11 protein-coding genes are annotated in these 15048 nt (G+C 36.8%); all 11 read right to left on the bottom strand.

The window, feature by feature from the left end; genetic code table 11:
• Positions 1–42: 42 nt before the first annotated feature.
• A complete protein-coding gene (locus CC92_RS0103240) occupies positions 43–1647 on the bottom strand; it encodes an MBL fold metallo-hydrolase RNA specificity domain-containing protein (protein ID WP_029504509.1) in 1605 nt (534 codons plus the stop codon).
• A gap of 300 nt (positions 1648–1947) precedes the next feature.
• Positions 1948–2688 (bottom strand): RNA polymerase sporulation sigma factor SigE, encoded by a 741-nt coding sequence (gene sigE, locus CC92_RS0103245; protein ID WP_029504508.1) that lies wholly within the window; start codon positions 2686–2688, stop codon positions 1948–1950.
• A 16-nt stretch (positions 2689–2704) separates the two neighbouring features.
• Positions 2705–3586 carry a sigma-E processing peptidase SpoIIGA gene (locus CC92_RS0103250; RefSeq protein ID WP_029504507.1) on the bottom strand — a complete coding sequence of 294 codons (882 nt, stop codon included), beginning with the start codon at positions 3584–3586 and terminating at the stop codon, positions 2705–2707.
• A gap of 242 nt (positions 3587–3828) precedes the next feature.
• Positions 3829–5046 (bottom strand): cell division protein FtsZ, encoded by a 1218-nt coding sequence (gene ftsZ, locus CC92_RS0103255; RefSeq protein ID WP_031420132.1) that lies wholly within the window; start codon positions 5044–5046, stop codon positions 3829–3831.
• A gap of 212 nt (positions 5047–5258) precedes the next feature.
• Positions 5259–6005: a cell division protein FtsQ/DivIB gene (locus CC92_RS0103260; protein ID WP_051650866.1), complete on the bottom strand. Its 747-nt coding sequence runs from the start codon at positions 6003–6005 to the stop codon at positions 5259–5261.
• Between the two features lie 145 nt (positions 6006–6150).
• A complete protein-coding gene (gene murA / locus CC92_RS0103265; protein WP_242841361.1) occupies positions 6151–7476 on the bottom strand; it encodes a UDP-N-acetylglucosamine 1-carboxyvinyltransferase in 1326 nt (441 codons plus the stop codon).
• 23 nt (positions 7477–7499) lie between these two features.
• A complete protein-coding gene (locus tag CC92_RS0103270; RefSeq protein WP_029504501.1) occupies positions 7500–8630 on the bottom strand; it encodes an FtsW/RodA/SpoVE family cell cycle protein in 1131 nt (376 codons plus the stop codon).
• Between the two features lie 100 nt (positions 8631–8730).
• Complete coding sequence (gene murD, locus CC92_RS0103275) at positions 8731–10101, bottom strand: UDP-N-acetylmuramoyl-L-alanine--D-glutamate ligase (protein ID WP_029504499.1); 1371 nt, start codon at positions 10099–10101, stop codon at positions 8731–8733.
• A 57-nt stretch (positions 10102–10158) separates the two neighbouring features.
• Positions 10159–12108 (bottom strand): penicillin-binding transpeptidase domain-containing protein, encoded by a 1950-nt coding sequence (locus tag CC92_RS0103280; protein WP_034218487.1) that lies wholly within the window; start codon positions 12106–12108, stop codon positions 10159–10161.
• Between the two features lie 80 nt (positions 12109–12188).
• The gene (locus tag CC92_RS0103285; protein WP_051650865.1) at positions 12189–14180 is read right to left on the bottom strand and encodes a peptidoglycan D,D-transpeptidase FtsI family protein; all 1992 of its coding nucleotides are present in this window, start codon (positions 14178–14180) and stop codon (positions 12189–12191) included.
• A 258-nt stretch (positions 14181–14438) separates the two neighbouring features.
• Complete coding sequence (locus CC92_RS21375) at positions 14439–14987, bottom strand: hypothetical protein (protein ID WP_051650864.1); 549 nt, start codon at positions 14985–14987, stop codon at positions 14439–14441.
• Positions 14988–15048: the final 61 nt, after the last annotated feature.

Consider the following 15048-nt stretch of genomic DNA (forward strand, 5'->3'; position numbering starts at 1 on the left):
TTTCTTTTTATACGGTATTTCTAATGTTATTTTTTGTAAATTTTATCGATCCCATTTATCACATAAAGAATTGATTTGATCTGCAAATTTTGCAAGATCTTTATTAGCACCACCTTCATTATGTTTAATTACGGTAAGTAATCTTTGTCCCGCCGACAATAAACGAGCAAACACGGTAGAAGCCACTTTCTTTGGCTCTTTTCTTATCAATATCTTTCTTTCTACTTCTCCCTCTTTTACTACGCAGTCCTTTACTAAATCATAACAAGAGCCGCTATAAGGAGCCGTAACCTCATATCCATACTCCTCCATAAGTAGTTTTGAAAAGCTATCACAAACAGATTCTTCTCCATGCACGATAAATACTCTTTTGGGTTTTGGATCAAACTCTTTTAGCCACCGTATTAATCCTTGTTGGTCTGCATGCCCACTAATACCATCCAGCTTTTCAATCCTTGCTTTAATTTCAATGGTTTCACCAAATAATTTAACTTCTTTTGCTCCATCTAAAATTTTCCGACCAAGAGTGCCAATCGCTTGATAGCCCACAAACAATACCGTACACTCACTACGCCATAGATTGTGTTTTAAATGATGCTTGATACGTCCTGCTTCACACATACCAGAAGCTGATATAATTACTTTAGGAGCTGATTTAAAGTTAATCATTTTAGAATCTTCACTGGTAACTGATACCTTTAATCCTGGAAAGGATATTGGATTGATTCCTTGATTCACTAACTCCATAGCTTCCTTATCAAAACAAGTATATCTATTTTTATTAAAGATATTCGTCGCCTCAACTGCAAGTGGGCTATCGACATATACTTCAAATCCATCATGACCTTTAATTAAGCCATCTGCTTTAATCTTACGAAGAAAATAAAGCATCTCTTGGGTTCTACCCACCGCAAAGGAAGGGATTACAACATTACCACCTCGGTCAAAAGTTGTTTGTATGATCTTTGATAATTCCCCAATATAATCTGGCTTCTCCCCATGGCTTCGATCTCCATACGTAGATTCCATGATGACATAATCCGCTTCCTTAAGGTAGGTAGGATTCTTAATGAGTGGTTGATTTAGGTTACCTATATCCCCCGAAAAAACGATGGTTTTTTTTATACCTTCTTCCTCAAGAAACATCTGTATACTCGCAGAACCAAGTAAATGCCCAACATCAGTAAAGCTAACGGTAATTCCATCACATATAGTTACCTTTTCCTCATATTGACATGGAATGAAATGTTCTAATACGCCAATCGCATCTTTCATCTCGTAAAGAGGTACAAATTCAGGTTCTCCAGATCGTTTTGCCTTTCTGTTTCTCCACTCCGCTTCAAACATCTGAATATGCGCACTATCCTTTAACATGATATCACACAAATCACAGGTAGCTTTCGTTGTATAGACTTCGCCTCGAAATCCTCTACTGTACATAAGCGGTAATAACCCAGTATGATCGATATGAGCATGTGTTAAAAGAACATAGTCAATGTCTGACGGATTAATTGGGAGTTCTTGGTTTTCATAAACATCCTCTCCTTGCTCCATCCCACAATCAATTAAAATATTTTTACCACAAGCTTGTATGTAGTGACAACTTCCGGTAACCTCCCGATCCGCTCCGATAAAGTATATTTTCATAGCTTCCTCCATTCTTTGCGCATGCTATTGCGCATATTGATTTTGTCTAAGAATTACAAAGGTATTAATTAATTACATACTCCTTTTCTTTACTATCCTCTTCTCTTTTTACTGTAGTACAAGGATAATCTATCCTACTTCCCCCTTATGTTATGAAGCAAAGGCGTCAATAATGCTTGTGTAGCAAGTTAGTTGATAGCCTGCTTATATCATTATTGACACCTTTTTTTATTTTCTTATTAAGATTTTACACTATTGACGTAAATTGTCAATATTTTCTCGAAATTTAGAATATTATGTCTACTCACAACGAAGCATTTCTTTTTTAAGACGTTTAATGATTTTCTTTTCCAAACGTGAGATATAAGACTGTGATATCCCAAGCATATCTGCCACTTCTTTTTGTGTACGTTCATTTCCATCTGCAGTGTTTAAACCAAATCGTAACGAAACAATAATCTTTTCCCGATCATTTAGTTTTGAGAGCGCTCTCCCCAGTAGCTTCTTATCAACTTCATCCTCTATGTTTTTGTATATGACATCTTCCTCCGTACCAAGGATATCAGATAATAGCAACTCATTACCATCCCAATCTACATTAAGTGGTTCATCAATCGAAACCTCAAGCTTTGTCTTACTATTTCTACGTAAATACATTAGAATCTCATTTTCAATACAACGAGAAGCGTAGGTAGCCAGCTTTATATTTTTTTCCGGATTAAATGTATTAATAGCCTTGATAAGCCCAATTGTCCCTATCGAGATTAGATCCTCAACCCCTACCCCTGTGTTATCAAATTTTTTCGCTATGTAGACTACCAACCTTAAGTTATGTTCCACCAGTAGAGACTTTGCCTCCACATCATCTTGTGTACCTAGCTTCATTATCGCATCTGCTTCTCTCTTGGCATCCAAAGGAGCCGGCAAAACCTCAGCTCCCCCAATATAATGAATTTCTCCTTTTTTCTTCAAGAATAATTCACGAAAATTTGGTATCATTCGGAACTGAAATTTATTTTGGATTGATATTTTTAACAGCATTATGAAAGCTCCCTTCTCATTTTCCCATTTGACTTTCCTGTCCACCTACAATTCCTAAAAGATCTGTATGTAACAATACCTGATAGGTTTCACGATTTGCAAATCCTTGATTTGACAAAGCAGCAATAACCTCATGATTACAGATACAGTCATTTGAATTACTTATGATAATCTTCTTCAACCGAATTCCAAATAAAAGTCCATTCTGCTTACCAACAGAACTATACGGAATAACGCGAATGCGATTTGGGTGTAATTCCTTTAATTGATCCAATTCTTTCTCTAATAGTTTTTCATCCACAACGATTACTGGTTTTCCGGAAATCGGATCTCTTAATGAGTTCCCCGTATCCATGAACCCTTTGCACACAATAGGCTCTTCTTCAATGTAGAGCTCTACGGAATAAAATTCGTCTTCCTTCCTTCTGTTTTGCCTCCATATGATACAGGCGACGCTAGCAAGCAACAGAGTAATGATTGTAATAATAGCTATCGACGCAGTTCTCTTCTCTCCTTTTAATAACTCCTGATACATTAGATTTAAGTAGTATCTTGTTTGGGTATTTAGATAAAGTGAATTCACCATTCCTCCAAGGACAAAAGAGGAAATCAACAATACAAGATAATTGCTAATAAATGCACGCTTATTTCGGATTCCAAAGGAAATCATGGTCATAAGAAAGCCAGTCAATCCATAGCCTATAGTCAGATAGAAAAAAACATCTGCCATAAAACATACATTGACCAAACACGCTAATACAGCACCTGTTATTGCCCCTAGGATTAAGCGATACTTTTTTCCTTCCTGGTGACGCAACCTTTTCACAATGACTAATAAAAGCAAATCCATAATAAAGTTAATTAGAAAGAGTACATCGATATAGACCTCGAGCTGCAATGTTCACCCCGCCTCCATTTACTGGTATTATTATACCGAATATGCTTGGAATATTTTGTTATAATGTGGTATTTAGTATTAAAAATTCATTTCCCATATTTTTTAACTTTCGCTACAATTCGCCTTTTATATCTAGAAAGAATAAAAATTATAAAAAAAACGCAAAAAAGCCTTTTAAGCGAACTTAATAGATTGTCGCTTAAAAGGCCAAATCTTCATATAAATGACATGCACCATGCAAATTACTTATTTCTATTTTTTTGTAAAAACTCAGGAATCTTAATTCCACCAGTTTCCGAAGTCGTATTGCTAACATGTCCAAAATTCTGAGTTGTATAATTATTTGGCTGTGGTCTTGCAAAACTATTCGTCTGGGTTTGCGGATTTGTCTGCGGATTAGTCACTGGCTTATTATATGTAGGCAGTGTTCCTGATGCAATTCCTACTTTATTTGTAGTTGGTGCATCGTTTCTCATAAAACTTGGAGTTTTTACCTGATTCTTACTACCTTTTTCTTCAAGACCAGTTGCTATAACAGTAATGACAGCCTGATCTGGAACTGATTCATCATACATTGCACCAAAGATAATATTTGCAGAATCTCCTGCAAGTTCCTGCACAAAGGTTGCAGCTTCATTCGCTTCAATAAGACTAAGGTCACCGGATATATTAATAATCACATGACTTGCACCTTCGATGGTAGTCTCTAATAATGGGCTTGTGATAGCCTGTTTTACAGCTTCTGTACACTTATCATCGCCAGTACCTATACCAATACCAATGTGTGCAATACCTTTATCTTTCATAACTGTCTGAACGTCTGCAAAGTCAAGATTAATAAGACCTGGCACATTAATAAGGTCTGTAATACCCTGAACACCCTGTTGCAATACCTCATCAGCTTTTCTTAAAGCATCTGGCATAGTAGTACGTCTATCAACAATTTCTAATAATTTATCATTTGGAATAACGATAAGAGTATCAACACTTTCCTTTAACTTCTCAATACCATTAACCGCATTATTCATACGTTGTTTTGCTTCAAATTTGAATGGCTTTGTTACAATACCTACCGTAAGAATTCCCATACTTTTTGCAATCGAGGCAACTACTGGTGCAGCACCTGTTCCGGTACCTCCACCCATACCACAGGTTACGAATACCATATCAGAACCTTTGATAATCTCTGTTAATTCTTCTTTGCTCTCTTCCGCAGCCTTTTCACCAATCTCAGGCTGTGCTCCTGCACCGAGTCCTTTGGTAAGTTTCTCGCCAATTTGTACACATTGAGGAGCCTTACAATTTTTTAAATGCTGCTTGTCCGTATTTACGCAAACAAAATCAACACCCAATATATTTTCTTCAATCATACGGTTCACCGCATTATTACCTGCTCCACCAACTCCAATTACAAGTATTTTTGCAGCAGAATCCGATTCATTCATTCTTATCTCAAGCAAGGTAGTTCCTCCTTCTTTATCATCCTTCTATTCTCATCCTAGTGACTCTTCGTCACATGTTCTGCATTGCAGATTGATGTATTTTTCTACCGAATATTGGAAGTACAACATATTGTGCCATACTGTATCAAATATAATTATTCTATACTATATAATATCTATAAATTAAGAAAATATCAAGTAGTATTTACAATTTTTATACAAAAATATATTTAATTCAGTGGTTTCGAAATTATTTTTTTATTATTCTTGCTATAGTTTTTCATATCAATACTTAGTTTTTTATCTCCGGCAGCCTCAAGCACATTTTTAAGTGCTCCCAATTGCTCATCATAAAAGTCTTTTCGTCCTAATAAGACTTCTATTCCATCTGAGGTTAAGATTAATTCATAATCCGAATTGAATCTCATCGCATCAATTGGTAATTCAAACTTCTTGATTAATTTCGTTACATTTAAGATAGTTTCAAATAAACCTTCCTTTTGAATCTCAAGTTTCTCATGCAATACTATCTTATCAAACTTTAAACCGGTGACTTGTGGAATATCTTCTAACCTTTCTTTTGTACTTTCAACCACAATACCATCCTTGTCAAAATACAGGTAACCGCCCATCATTTCTACACAGCCTACAACTAACTTTTCATATACTGTGACATGAATGGTATTGCGATTTTCCATAGAAACATCTACTTTCTCCACAAAAGGTATAGAAACTGGATCACTAAAATGCTGTCTTAGATAATAAAATAACGTAATTTGATCCGTCTTTTCTGTAATTAATCGGTTTTTTATTTCTTCTTCTGTATATCTAGTAGTACCTTCTACGATAACATTTTCTAAACGAAAATTCATAAATAGGACAATTACTGCAATTAATACAATAAGAAGTGTTGTTAATGTAATGAATACTGCCGAAATCCTCTTCCTTCTTACCTTCTTTTGTAGTTGTCTTACCATAGAAAGTAACCTCCAACTTAATTTTTACTCTAATCCCCACGTCTGTAAGTTTTAGGATTTCTTTGGCAGCGTCTCTTTTGAAGCCTTAGAAATTCTCATCCATTTAAAACATGCCACCACAGCTGTGTGAATAAACTTAGTTCTTTCATGCTTCTTTTATCATTCGAATATTCGCATTCAGATTTCGCAAATCCTTACAGATATCAACATAACCTCGTTCCACATAGTCCGTATTACGAACTACAGTAATCCCTTCCGCTGTTAATCCTGCAACGATTAATGCTGCACCACCGCGTAAATCTTTTGCTACTACTTCCGTACCTCTTAGCCTTCTTAATCCCTGAACTATCGCTTTTTTATCTTCTATATTAATGAGAGCTCCCATGCGATTTAAATCATCCACTATATTGTACCTGGCTTCAAATATACGTTCTTCCACTACGCTCTCACCATATGCAACTGACATTAGGCTTAAAAACTGTGATTGCATATCCGTAGGGAATCCCGGAAATGGCTCTGTAGTAATAGTTCCTGGAGACTGTAGTGTACCTTTTCTTTTTATAAATGCCTTGTTTTCCCGAATATCTATCAGACATCCCATCTTACGAAGAACATAGATGACTTCAGCTAAATCTTGCTCAATTACCCCGTGAATCACAGCATACCCTGATGTAGCAGCTACCGCAGTCAAGTAAGTACCTGCAACAATACGATCTGGTGGAACCTGATAGCTTGTATCATGTAACTCATCTACTCCTACGATACGTAAGCAAGACGTACCTAATCCAGTAATTTTGGCACCAGATTGAATTAAAAACTCACATAGAGCTGTAACTTCGGGCTCTCTTGCCGCATTCACAATTTCTGTAATCCCCTCTGCTAAAACTGCTGCTAATAAAATATTTTCTGTAGCTCCAACACTTGGAGATGGAAACTCTATTCTTGTGCCTCTTAGTTTTGAGACATTGCATGTTAAAAAATTCTCTTCATCTTCCAACAGGGCGCCCATCTTCTTAAGTGAATTTACATGAATATCAATTGGTCTTTTTCCAATGGTACATCCACCCGGATAAGATATTACAGCATGTTTGTTTCTGCTAAGTAGCGCCCCTAAAAACAAAATGGATGCGCGTGTTTTCTTCGCAGTATCCCCAGTGACTGGAATTTGATTTAACTTAGTAGCATCTATAATTAAAAAATTGTTGTCCCATTTTATCTGACATCCCAAATCCTCCATAATTAGAAGCATGTCAGAGACATCAGAGATACATGGACAATCCTTTAATACAGTGACTCCTGAATGAAGTAGTGAAGCTGCTAGGATTGGTAAAACGGCATTTTTAGAACCTTGTATAGAAACTTCTCCATAAAGAGAAGACGAACCTGAAACTACAACGGAAGACATAGTCATACCTCGAAATAGAAATACACTACTATCATATGCGATATCTTCCATTCGGTTACAGTACAAAGGCCTTTCGTTGTCCCAAAGTATCAGCGTTCATGTTCAATCTTATTCGAAACACTAAGCACAAGCCCCATCTCGATTAATAAAACAACTAAAGAACTACCACCATAACTAATAAATGGTAACGGAATACCAGTTGCCGGAATACTATTTGTAACAACCGCTATGTTGATTAATACTTGAACTGCAATATGAGTAAGTACACCAGTTGCAATTAAGCCCCCGTAGAGATCGGGTGCATTGATTGCAATTGTAAACAATCTCCATATAAGTAACAAAAATAACATGATAACTGCTATTGCACCAAACATTCCAAGCTCTTCACAAATTACTGAAAATATCATATCGTTATGTGCTTCTGGGATGAAGCCTAACTTCTGCATACTATTTCCTAACCCTTTTCCAAATAGTCCACCAGATGCTATTGCATATAGCCCCTGTAATACCTGATAGCCCTTTGGATGAGTTTCTACATTACGCCATACTTCAATACGTTCCCCTCGGTAAGATACCCCGAAGACTAATATCGAACCGACAATTATAAAAAGGATACCAGCTACGATAAAATACCCTTTCTTTCGACTGGCTACAAAACAGATGGAAACCATGATCGCAGCTATGATTAATGCTGTACTAAAGTTTTCTACAACAACAAGCGCTAGTAATGGACCTACAAAGGCTACAACTCGAAGAAAGCCTATAAAATTATCCAACCGCCTTGGCGCTAACTGAACTATGTATGCAGTAAATAATACAACACATATCTTGGTTAACTCGGAGGGTTGAAATTTTCCGAAAGGTCCGAGCGGGAGCCATCTTTGAGATCCACCGGTTGCTTCTCCAATAATTAATACTACAGTTTGTAGTATTATACACAAGAAAAATAACAACGTTATTGGCCGTATTCGTATAATCGGTAATTTATTAATATAAATATGGTAATCTATCTTTGATACAATAATCATCAAAGGAATACCGGCTATTGCAAATAGCATTTGCCTTCGCAAAAATTTCGTTGAATCATTATAATATTTAGCTGCGTTATACGAACTAGTACTATAGATCATCACTAAGCCGAAGCATACTAAGAATATAATCAGAAACAGTAAACTATAGTCATAGTAATTTTTCGTCTTTCTCCTCTTGCCCTGTTCCATCTCTTCCCTGGTCAAATGCTTCACCTCACACTACTTATTCGTGACTACGAATTAACTAAACTTGCATCGTAAGCCGATGCAAGTCTTGCTAACCCAATAGTCACCTTGATTCATCGTTTAACGCATGCACATATTTTTTAAATAACATACCGCGCTCTTCATAATCTTTAAACATCCCCCAGCTTGCGCAACATGGGGATAATAATACAGATTCTCCTGCATTGGCATGTGTAGCACAAAATTCAACTGCCTCATTCAGACTATCAACCAAGACTATGTTCTTAACACCTAATCTTTTCGCAGCATTTGCTATCTTTTCTCTTGTTTGACCAAGTAACACAAGATAAGTTACTTTATCATCAAACGCTTTAATCCAGTCATCATAATCTGAATCTTTATCATAACCACCAGCAATTAAAAGGGTTTGGGTCTGCATTGCTTTGATTGCCTGAATGGAAGCATCTGGATTTGTACCTTTGGAATCATTGTAGTATTTCACTCCTCGTTTTGTAGTTACGTACTCGATTCGATGCTCCACTCCTTTAAACTCCGTGATTGCTTTATAGATATCATCCATTGGAACTTTCAAAGAAATAGCAATCCCTACTGCTGCCATAACGTTTTCATAATTATGTTTCCCTAGAATCTGTAATTCATTAACATCACATACTACGCATTCCCTCTTATCATCTCGATAAATCATCTGAGTTCCTCGAAGAAATAAGCCTCTATCAAGTTCTCTTGTACTGGAAAACCATAGAATTGTTGCAGGAATCTTCTTGCTAACCAGTTGAAGATGAGAATCCTCATAATTTAGAATACAGGTATCTTCTTTCGTTTGATTTTTTGTTATATTTACCTTAGCTTCAATGTATGCTTCCATCGTATGGTGACGATTTAAGTGATCTGGCGTGATATTTAAGATTGCAGAAACATCTGGTTTAAAATCATGGACTGTTTCTAACTGAAAACTACTCATTTCCGCAACTGTAACTGAATTATTCCCAGTATTTTTAACCATCTGCGTATATGGGACTCCGATATTTCCAACTACGAAAACACTTTCATAATAGGTTCTCATAATCTCACCTACCAAAGTAGTCGTCGTTGTTTTACCATTCGTCCCTGTAATAGCAGCTATCTTACCCTTTGAAAAACTGTATGCGAGTTCTACTTCGCCAAGAATTGTTACACCTGCATTCTTTAGTTCCTTCACATAATCTAAATCCGTAGGTACTCCAGGACTTAATACAACCATATCAATCTCTGATTTTAGCTCAGAGGGTAATACACCGAGTATGATTTCCCCATTGTAATCCTTTGGTAGTTTTTTCTTAACTTCTTCTTTGTCTAACTCTTCGTTTGCATCATAAAGTATGGTTTGTGCCCCCTCCTGTGATAGCAATTCTATCGCAGATATTCCACTTTTTCCAGCACCAACAATCAATACTTTTTTGCCTTGGAAATTCATATTTGCCTCCATATACTGTCAATCTCTTTTCTAGAAATCAATCTTCCTAATTATAGGCTATTCCAAATATAAAATCAAGTCGCTGTTTAACTCGATCATATCCCCCTCCAGAGGAAATTGCTCTGTTACAATTTCACCTTCCCCAAGGTAAGTAACCTCATCAAAGGAATACTCTTTCAGTTTTTTAACCACTTCTGCTTTTTTAAGACCCATAAAGTTCGGTACTTCAAATTTGCCGATATTATATTCTTCCAATTCTTTTTCATTATAAGCAGGTTCAAAACCCATATATGGTAAAATATTATCAAAAACTTCTGCAACAACGGGTGCTGCGATGGTACCACCATAGTATATCCCTTGTGGTTCATCGATCATAACAATTGCCATTACCTTAGGATTATTGGCAGGAGCAAATCCAATAAAGGAGGAGATATACTTTCCAGATCTTCTTGGGAGTTTTTCAGATGTTGCAGTTTTACCTCCAATACGAAATCCCGGAATATATGCTCTTTTTCCTGTCCCATCTGAAACAACAGATTCCAGTAACATCTTCATTGTTTCTGAGGTTTCTTTGGAAATCACATTCTCCGTCGTCTTATACGTAAGTTCTTTTATCACAGTGCCTTCTGCATTCTGTATACTAACTCCAAAATGCGGTGTAATAAGTTTCCCTCCATTTACAATTGCACTTGCTGCGGTAAGTAACTGTAGTGGTGTAATCTGAAAAGATTGGCCAAATGACATGGTTGCCAATTCTACCGCACCTACATTATCAAGCTTATGTTTTATAGAATTCGCTTCTCCTGGTAAGTCAACACCAGTTTTACTTGACAGTCCAAGACGATCAAAATATTCATAAAACTTCGTCGCACCTACTCTAGCACCGATTTCCATAAAAACAGGGTTACAAGAATTCTTAATTCCTTGGATAAAATCCTCACTTCCATGTCCCCCCGCCTTATGACAGCGGATTCTTCTATCTTCTACTATTTTAAACCCTGGGCAAAAGAAGCGGTCCGTTAATTTAACAACCTTCTCCTCAAGCGCAGCAGTCGCTGTAACTATCTTAAAGGTAGAACCTGGCTCATACGTATCACTAATACAAGGATTTCTCCACATATTATTGAGTAAATTCGTCTTCTCTGTACTACTTAGCGTCACTCCCTCGTATTTTTGTTTTAATTCCTCATTAAAACTATATGGATTATTTAAATCAAACTCCGGCACATTTGCCATCGCATAGATTTCGCCATTTTGCGGATTTAATACAATTAAACTGACGCTATTTGCGCCTTTTGCTTCCATCACTTTTGTGGCAGCTTGTTCCGCATATTTTTGAATATTTACATCTAAACTTAAATTAATACTATTCCCTGGGATCGGTTCAATACGATTTTCAGCAGCATCGTCAATTTCAATGCCATGTGCTGTAGTAAGGGTTAGAATCGTTCCATTCACTCCTTGAAGGTAGGAATCATACTCAACTTCAAGACCGATAATGCCCTGATTATCACTTCCTGTAAATCCGATTACCTTGGAGGCCAACGAACTATATGGATAGAAACGTTTGTAATCTTCATCCACCATGACACCATCAAGAGATAGATTACGTATGTAGTCGGCTGTATCTTTATCAACGTTAGACTTAATCCGTTCTATCGAGGAATATTTTTCAACCCTCTTACGAACAGTTTCCTCTGTAAGGTTCAACGCTTCTGATAAGGCTTTTATTACACCTTCCGGATCCGTAATCTGATTATGTATGACAGAAATGGTGCTTACTGGCTTATTTGCAGCAATAATTACTCCATTCCTGTCATATAAAGTTCCTCTCTCTGCCTTAATGCTTCGCTCTCTCTCATGCAACTGCTGCGCTTTTATGGCATAATTTTCTGATGCTGCTACCATGAGATAAAATAGTCTTCCACAAAGATAACAAGCGATAAAAAAGACAACAGTAACAACGATTGTTATATTTTTTCGGTTATAGGATTTATACCGGTGCATACGACTCCAATGAAATGTATCTATCATTTCTATTCTATTATTGTATGCTCGGGGTTATGATTGTTTTTCTTTTCTCTAAATTAATTTCCTTCCTGAGTCTCTTGAAACTCATCAGTCATGGTATCTGGGATAGCATCCGCTTGAGTATCATCAAAGCCAACATAGTTGTTTTCCTGGTTTCCTTGCTGACCTTCTCCTGTTTGACCCTCTCCTGTTTGGCCTTCACCGTTTTGATTCTCTTTGCTCTCATCAACCATCGGAAGCTCTACTTTATAATCAATCTCACCTTCTGGATATACTTCAAGAAACGGTAAGATATCCTTAAGAATTTGACTTGTAAGTGTAGTTGCTACTGTACTGCTTGCTTTCTTTGTTTCATCATGAACTTCATCGATAACTACATAGATTACTACTTGTGGATCATCTGTAGGTACACAACCAATAAAAGAAACAACATATTTCTTCGCAGAACGAGGAAACTTCTGTGCAGTTCCAGTCTTCCCACCTACCAAATATCCTTCTACCTGAGCTGGTTTTGCTGTACCTTCTTGCACCGTTAAGTAAAGAGCTTCACGTAGAAATTCAGATGTATCAGCAGAAACTGTCTCATTGATTGGGTATGGTTCCTTCTCCTCAACCGTAGCACCTTGATCTGTAACGATTTCTTTTACTACATGAGGTTGATAGTATTGTCCTCCGTTTACCACAGAAGAGAATGCTCCTACCATCTGAATCATCGTAACATTGAAGGTCTGTCCGAAACTACTAGTTGCTAACTCCGAAGCATGCAACTTATCTGCAGGTAGTAAGATACCTTCTGCTTCTCCCGGAAGATCTATCCCTGTCTTTTTGCCAAAGAAGAAATGATCTTGATAAGTACGGAACATAGCCGCACCCTCAGCTTCACCAATCGCCATCATGGACGGATTACAGGATTTCATTAATGACTGTGCCAGCGTTACTTTTCCATGCCTTGCATTACACTTAATATTCCAACCACCTACGCGCTTTACACCGTCACACTGAAAGGTTGTCTCTGGTGTCACCAAATGTTCTTCCAAGGCTGAAGCAACAGTAAATGGCTTAAAAGTAGAACCTGGTTCATAAGTATCACTAATGCTGAAGTTACGCCACATCGTATTCAAAGCCTTTTCTTTATCCTTTTCATCCATAGAGGCAATCTCTACCTCATCATAATACGCAGATAAATCATAGGGATTATTCAAATCAAATCCTTTGTTATTTGCCATCGCATAAATTTCACCATTGTTAGGGTTAGATACAATGACGCCAACGTTATTGGCTCCGATTTCATCCTGGAATTTTGCAATATGTTCTTCGACAATTCTCTGTATATTTATGTCTATTGTTGACACAACCGTATGTCCGTTGATTGCTTCTTTTCTTGTTCTAATAAGATTTAATTCAGGATCATAGAATCCATAGACTCTACCGTTGGTTCCATTTAAATTGCTATTATAATATTCCTCAATTCCCCACGTACCAACATCACCAGCACTAGTGTAACCTATTACGTGAGAGGCTAAGTTTCCATATGGATAGTTTCTTTTATATTCCTCCTCAAACCATACACCTTTTATCTTTTTATTTTCTTTCTGTAAGTTCTCAAATTGATCCACCACGTCAATCGTTACTTGCTTTAACAAACGTTGATAAGAACTTGTTGATTTTTCATGAATTAACGATGTCACTTCTGCTGTATCTATTCCAAATACACTACTTAATGCCTCCACTGTTGGTTCTAAATATTCCTCATCGGTTAGAATAACTTTAGGCTCGATGATAACGTTATATACTTTATCACTGGAGGCTAAAACAACACCATTACGGTCTAAAATACTTCCTCTTTTATAAGGAATTGTAGAACTTAAGAAGGTTTGTTGAGAAAGCACCCTTTTTTCATATCGTTCTCTATCCTGATTGTTAAGATATACTAAACGAGTGATAATCGCAATCATCGCACATAGGATAACAAAAAATACAAACAATAGTTTTGCTTGCATATAGCCCTTGAATTTTTTTATCTTTACTTTTTCTTTCTGTCTTGCCATTTTAACCTCAATTCTTTTACATGCTTTTTATAAATCTTTGCATCTCGCAACACAAAGGCTCAACCTTGTACAAAACATGACTAACATGATATTAGTACGAACTTTCCTTTCAGTCAACACGCCATATGGACTAGATTCTAATTTACAGGAAATTGCTTTGTTATTGCTAGTAAATATAAAAAAGCAAGCAGTACGCCACCCGCTTTGATAATTTATTCAAATGCGTATTGTCGATTCCCACTTGCTCGCTCTCTATCATTAAGGTATGATACGGTCTAAAATTGATTCTGTCTCTGCATCAGGTATATCCTTATGTTGTCTTACGTATCCCGTCTCACTATCTTTATATGGAATGGTCTCATTATGATTTGGATGCACCATACCAAGTTCTGAAACCGCAATACGATATACTTCTTCTAAATCTATCTCCGGTCTAATACTTGCTTCTACTGCATCATTCTTATCTTTAAGTTTTGTTAACTGATTGCTAAGTGCAATAATCTGCTTATCTAGTTGCATGTCCTTTGATTGTGCTTCCAAATAGCTAAAACAAGCAAACAATGTTACTACGATAGCTAAGGTCAAAAAGGTCATGGAAATAAAATCAATTCCTCGAGTAACTCTTGGTTTTCTCTGTGGCCGACTCTTCGGTTGGCTATTTGGAGTTCTTTGCGGTACCCTAGGATCTTTTCTTAGAGGCTCCTCATAGCGATTATAATCGCGTTCCGGTGCTAGCGATAATTTGCGTGCAGTACTTCCTGATACATAGGAGGTTTGATTATAATATTGTCTTTTTTTCGCGTCCATGCTGACTCCTCACTTTCATCATTCTTCCTCCATGGCTGCGCAAGTTATGCGCATATTCAGA

This window comes from Lachnoclostridium phytofermentans, from assembly GCF_000733755.1.
GTDB lineage: Bacteria > Bacillota > Clostridia > Lachnospirales > Lachnospiraceae > Lachnoclostridium > Lachnoclostridium phytofermentans_A.

Excerpts from the sequence above, each read along its gene's own strand:
- CC92_RS0103240 (WP_029504509.1), bottom strand. The coding sequence starts at position 1,647 with ATGAAAATATACTTTATCGGAGCGGATCGGGAGGTTACCGGAAGTTGT.
- CC92_RS0103270 (WP_029504501.1), bottom strand. The coding sequence starts at position 8,630 with ATGGAACAGGGCAAGAGGAGAAAGACGAAAAATTACTATGACTATAGT.
- CC92_RS0103280 (WP_034218487.1), bottom strand. The coding sequence starts at position 12,108 with ATGCACCGGTATAAATCCTATAACCGAAAAAATATAACAATCGTTGTT.
- murD (WP_029504499.1), bottom strand. The coding sequence starts at position 10,101 with ATGAATTTCCAAGGCAAAAAAGTATTGATTGTTGGTGCTGGAAAAAGT.
- CC92_RS0103285 (WP_051650865.1), bottom strand. The coding sequence starts at position 14,180 with ATGGCAAGACAGAAAGAAAAAGTAAAGATAAAAAAATTCAAGGGCTAT.
- CC92_RS21375 (WP_051650864.1), bottom strand. The coding sequence starts at position 14,987 with ATGGACGCGAAAAAAAGACAATATTATAATCAAACCTCCTATGTATCA.
- sigE (WP_029504508.1), bottom strand. The coding sequence starts at position 2,688 with ATGCTGTTAAAAATATCAATCCAAAATAAATTTCAGTTCCGAATGATA.
- CC92_RS0103260 (WP_051650866.1), bottom strand. The coding sequence starts at position 6,005 with ATGGTAAGACAACTACAAAAGAAGGTAAGAAGGAAGAGGATTTCGGCA.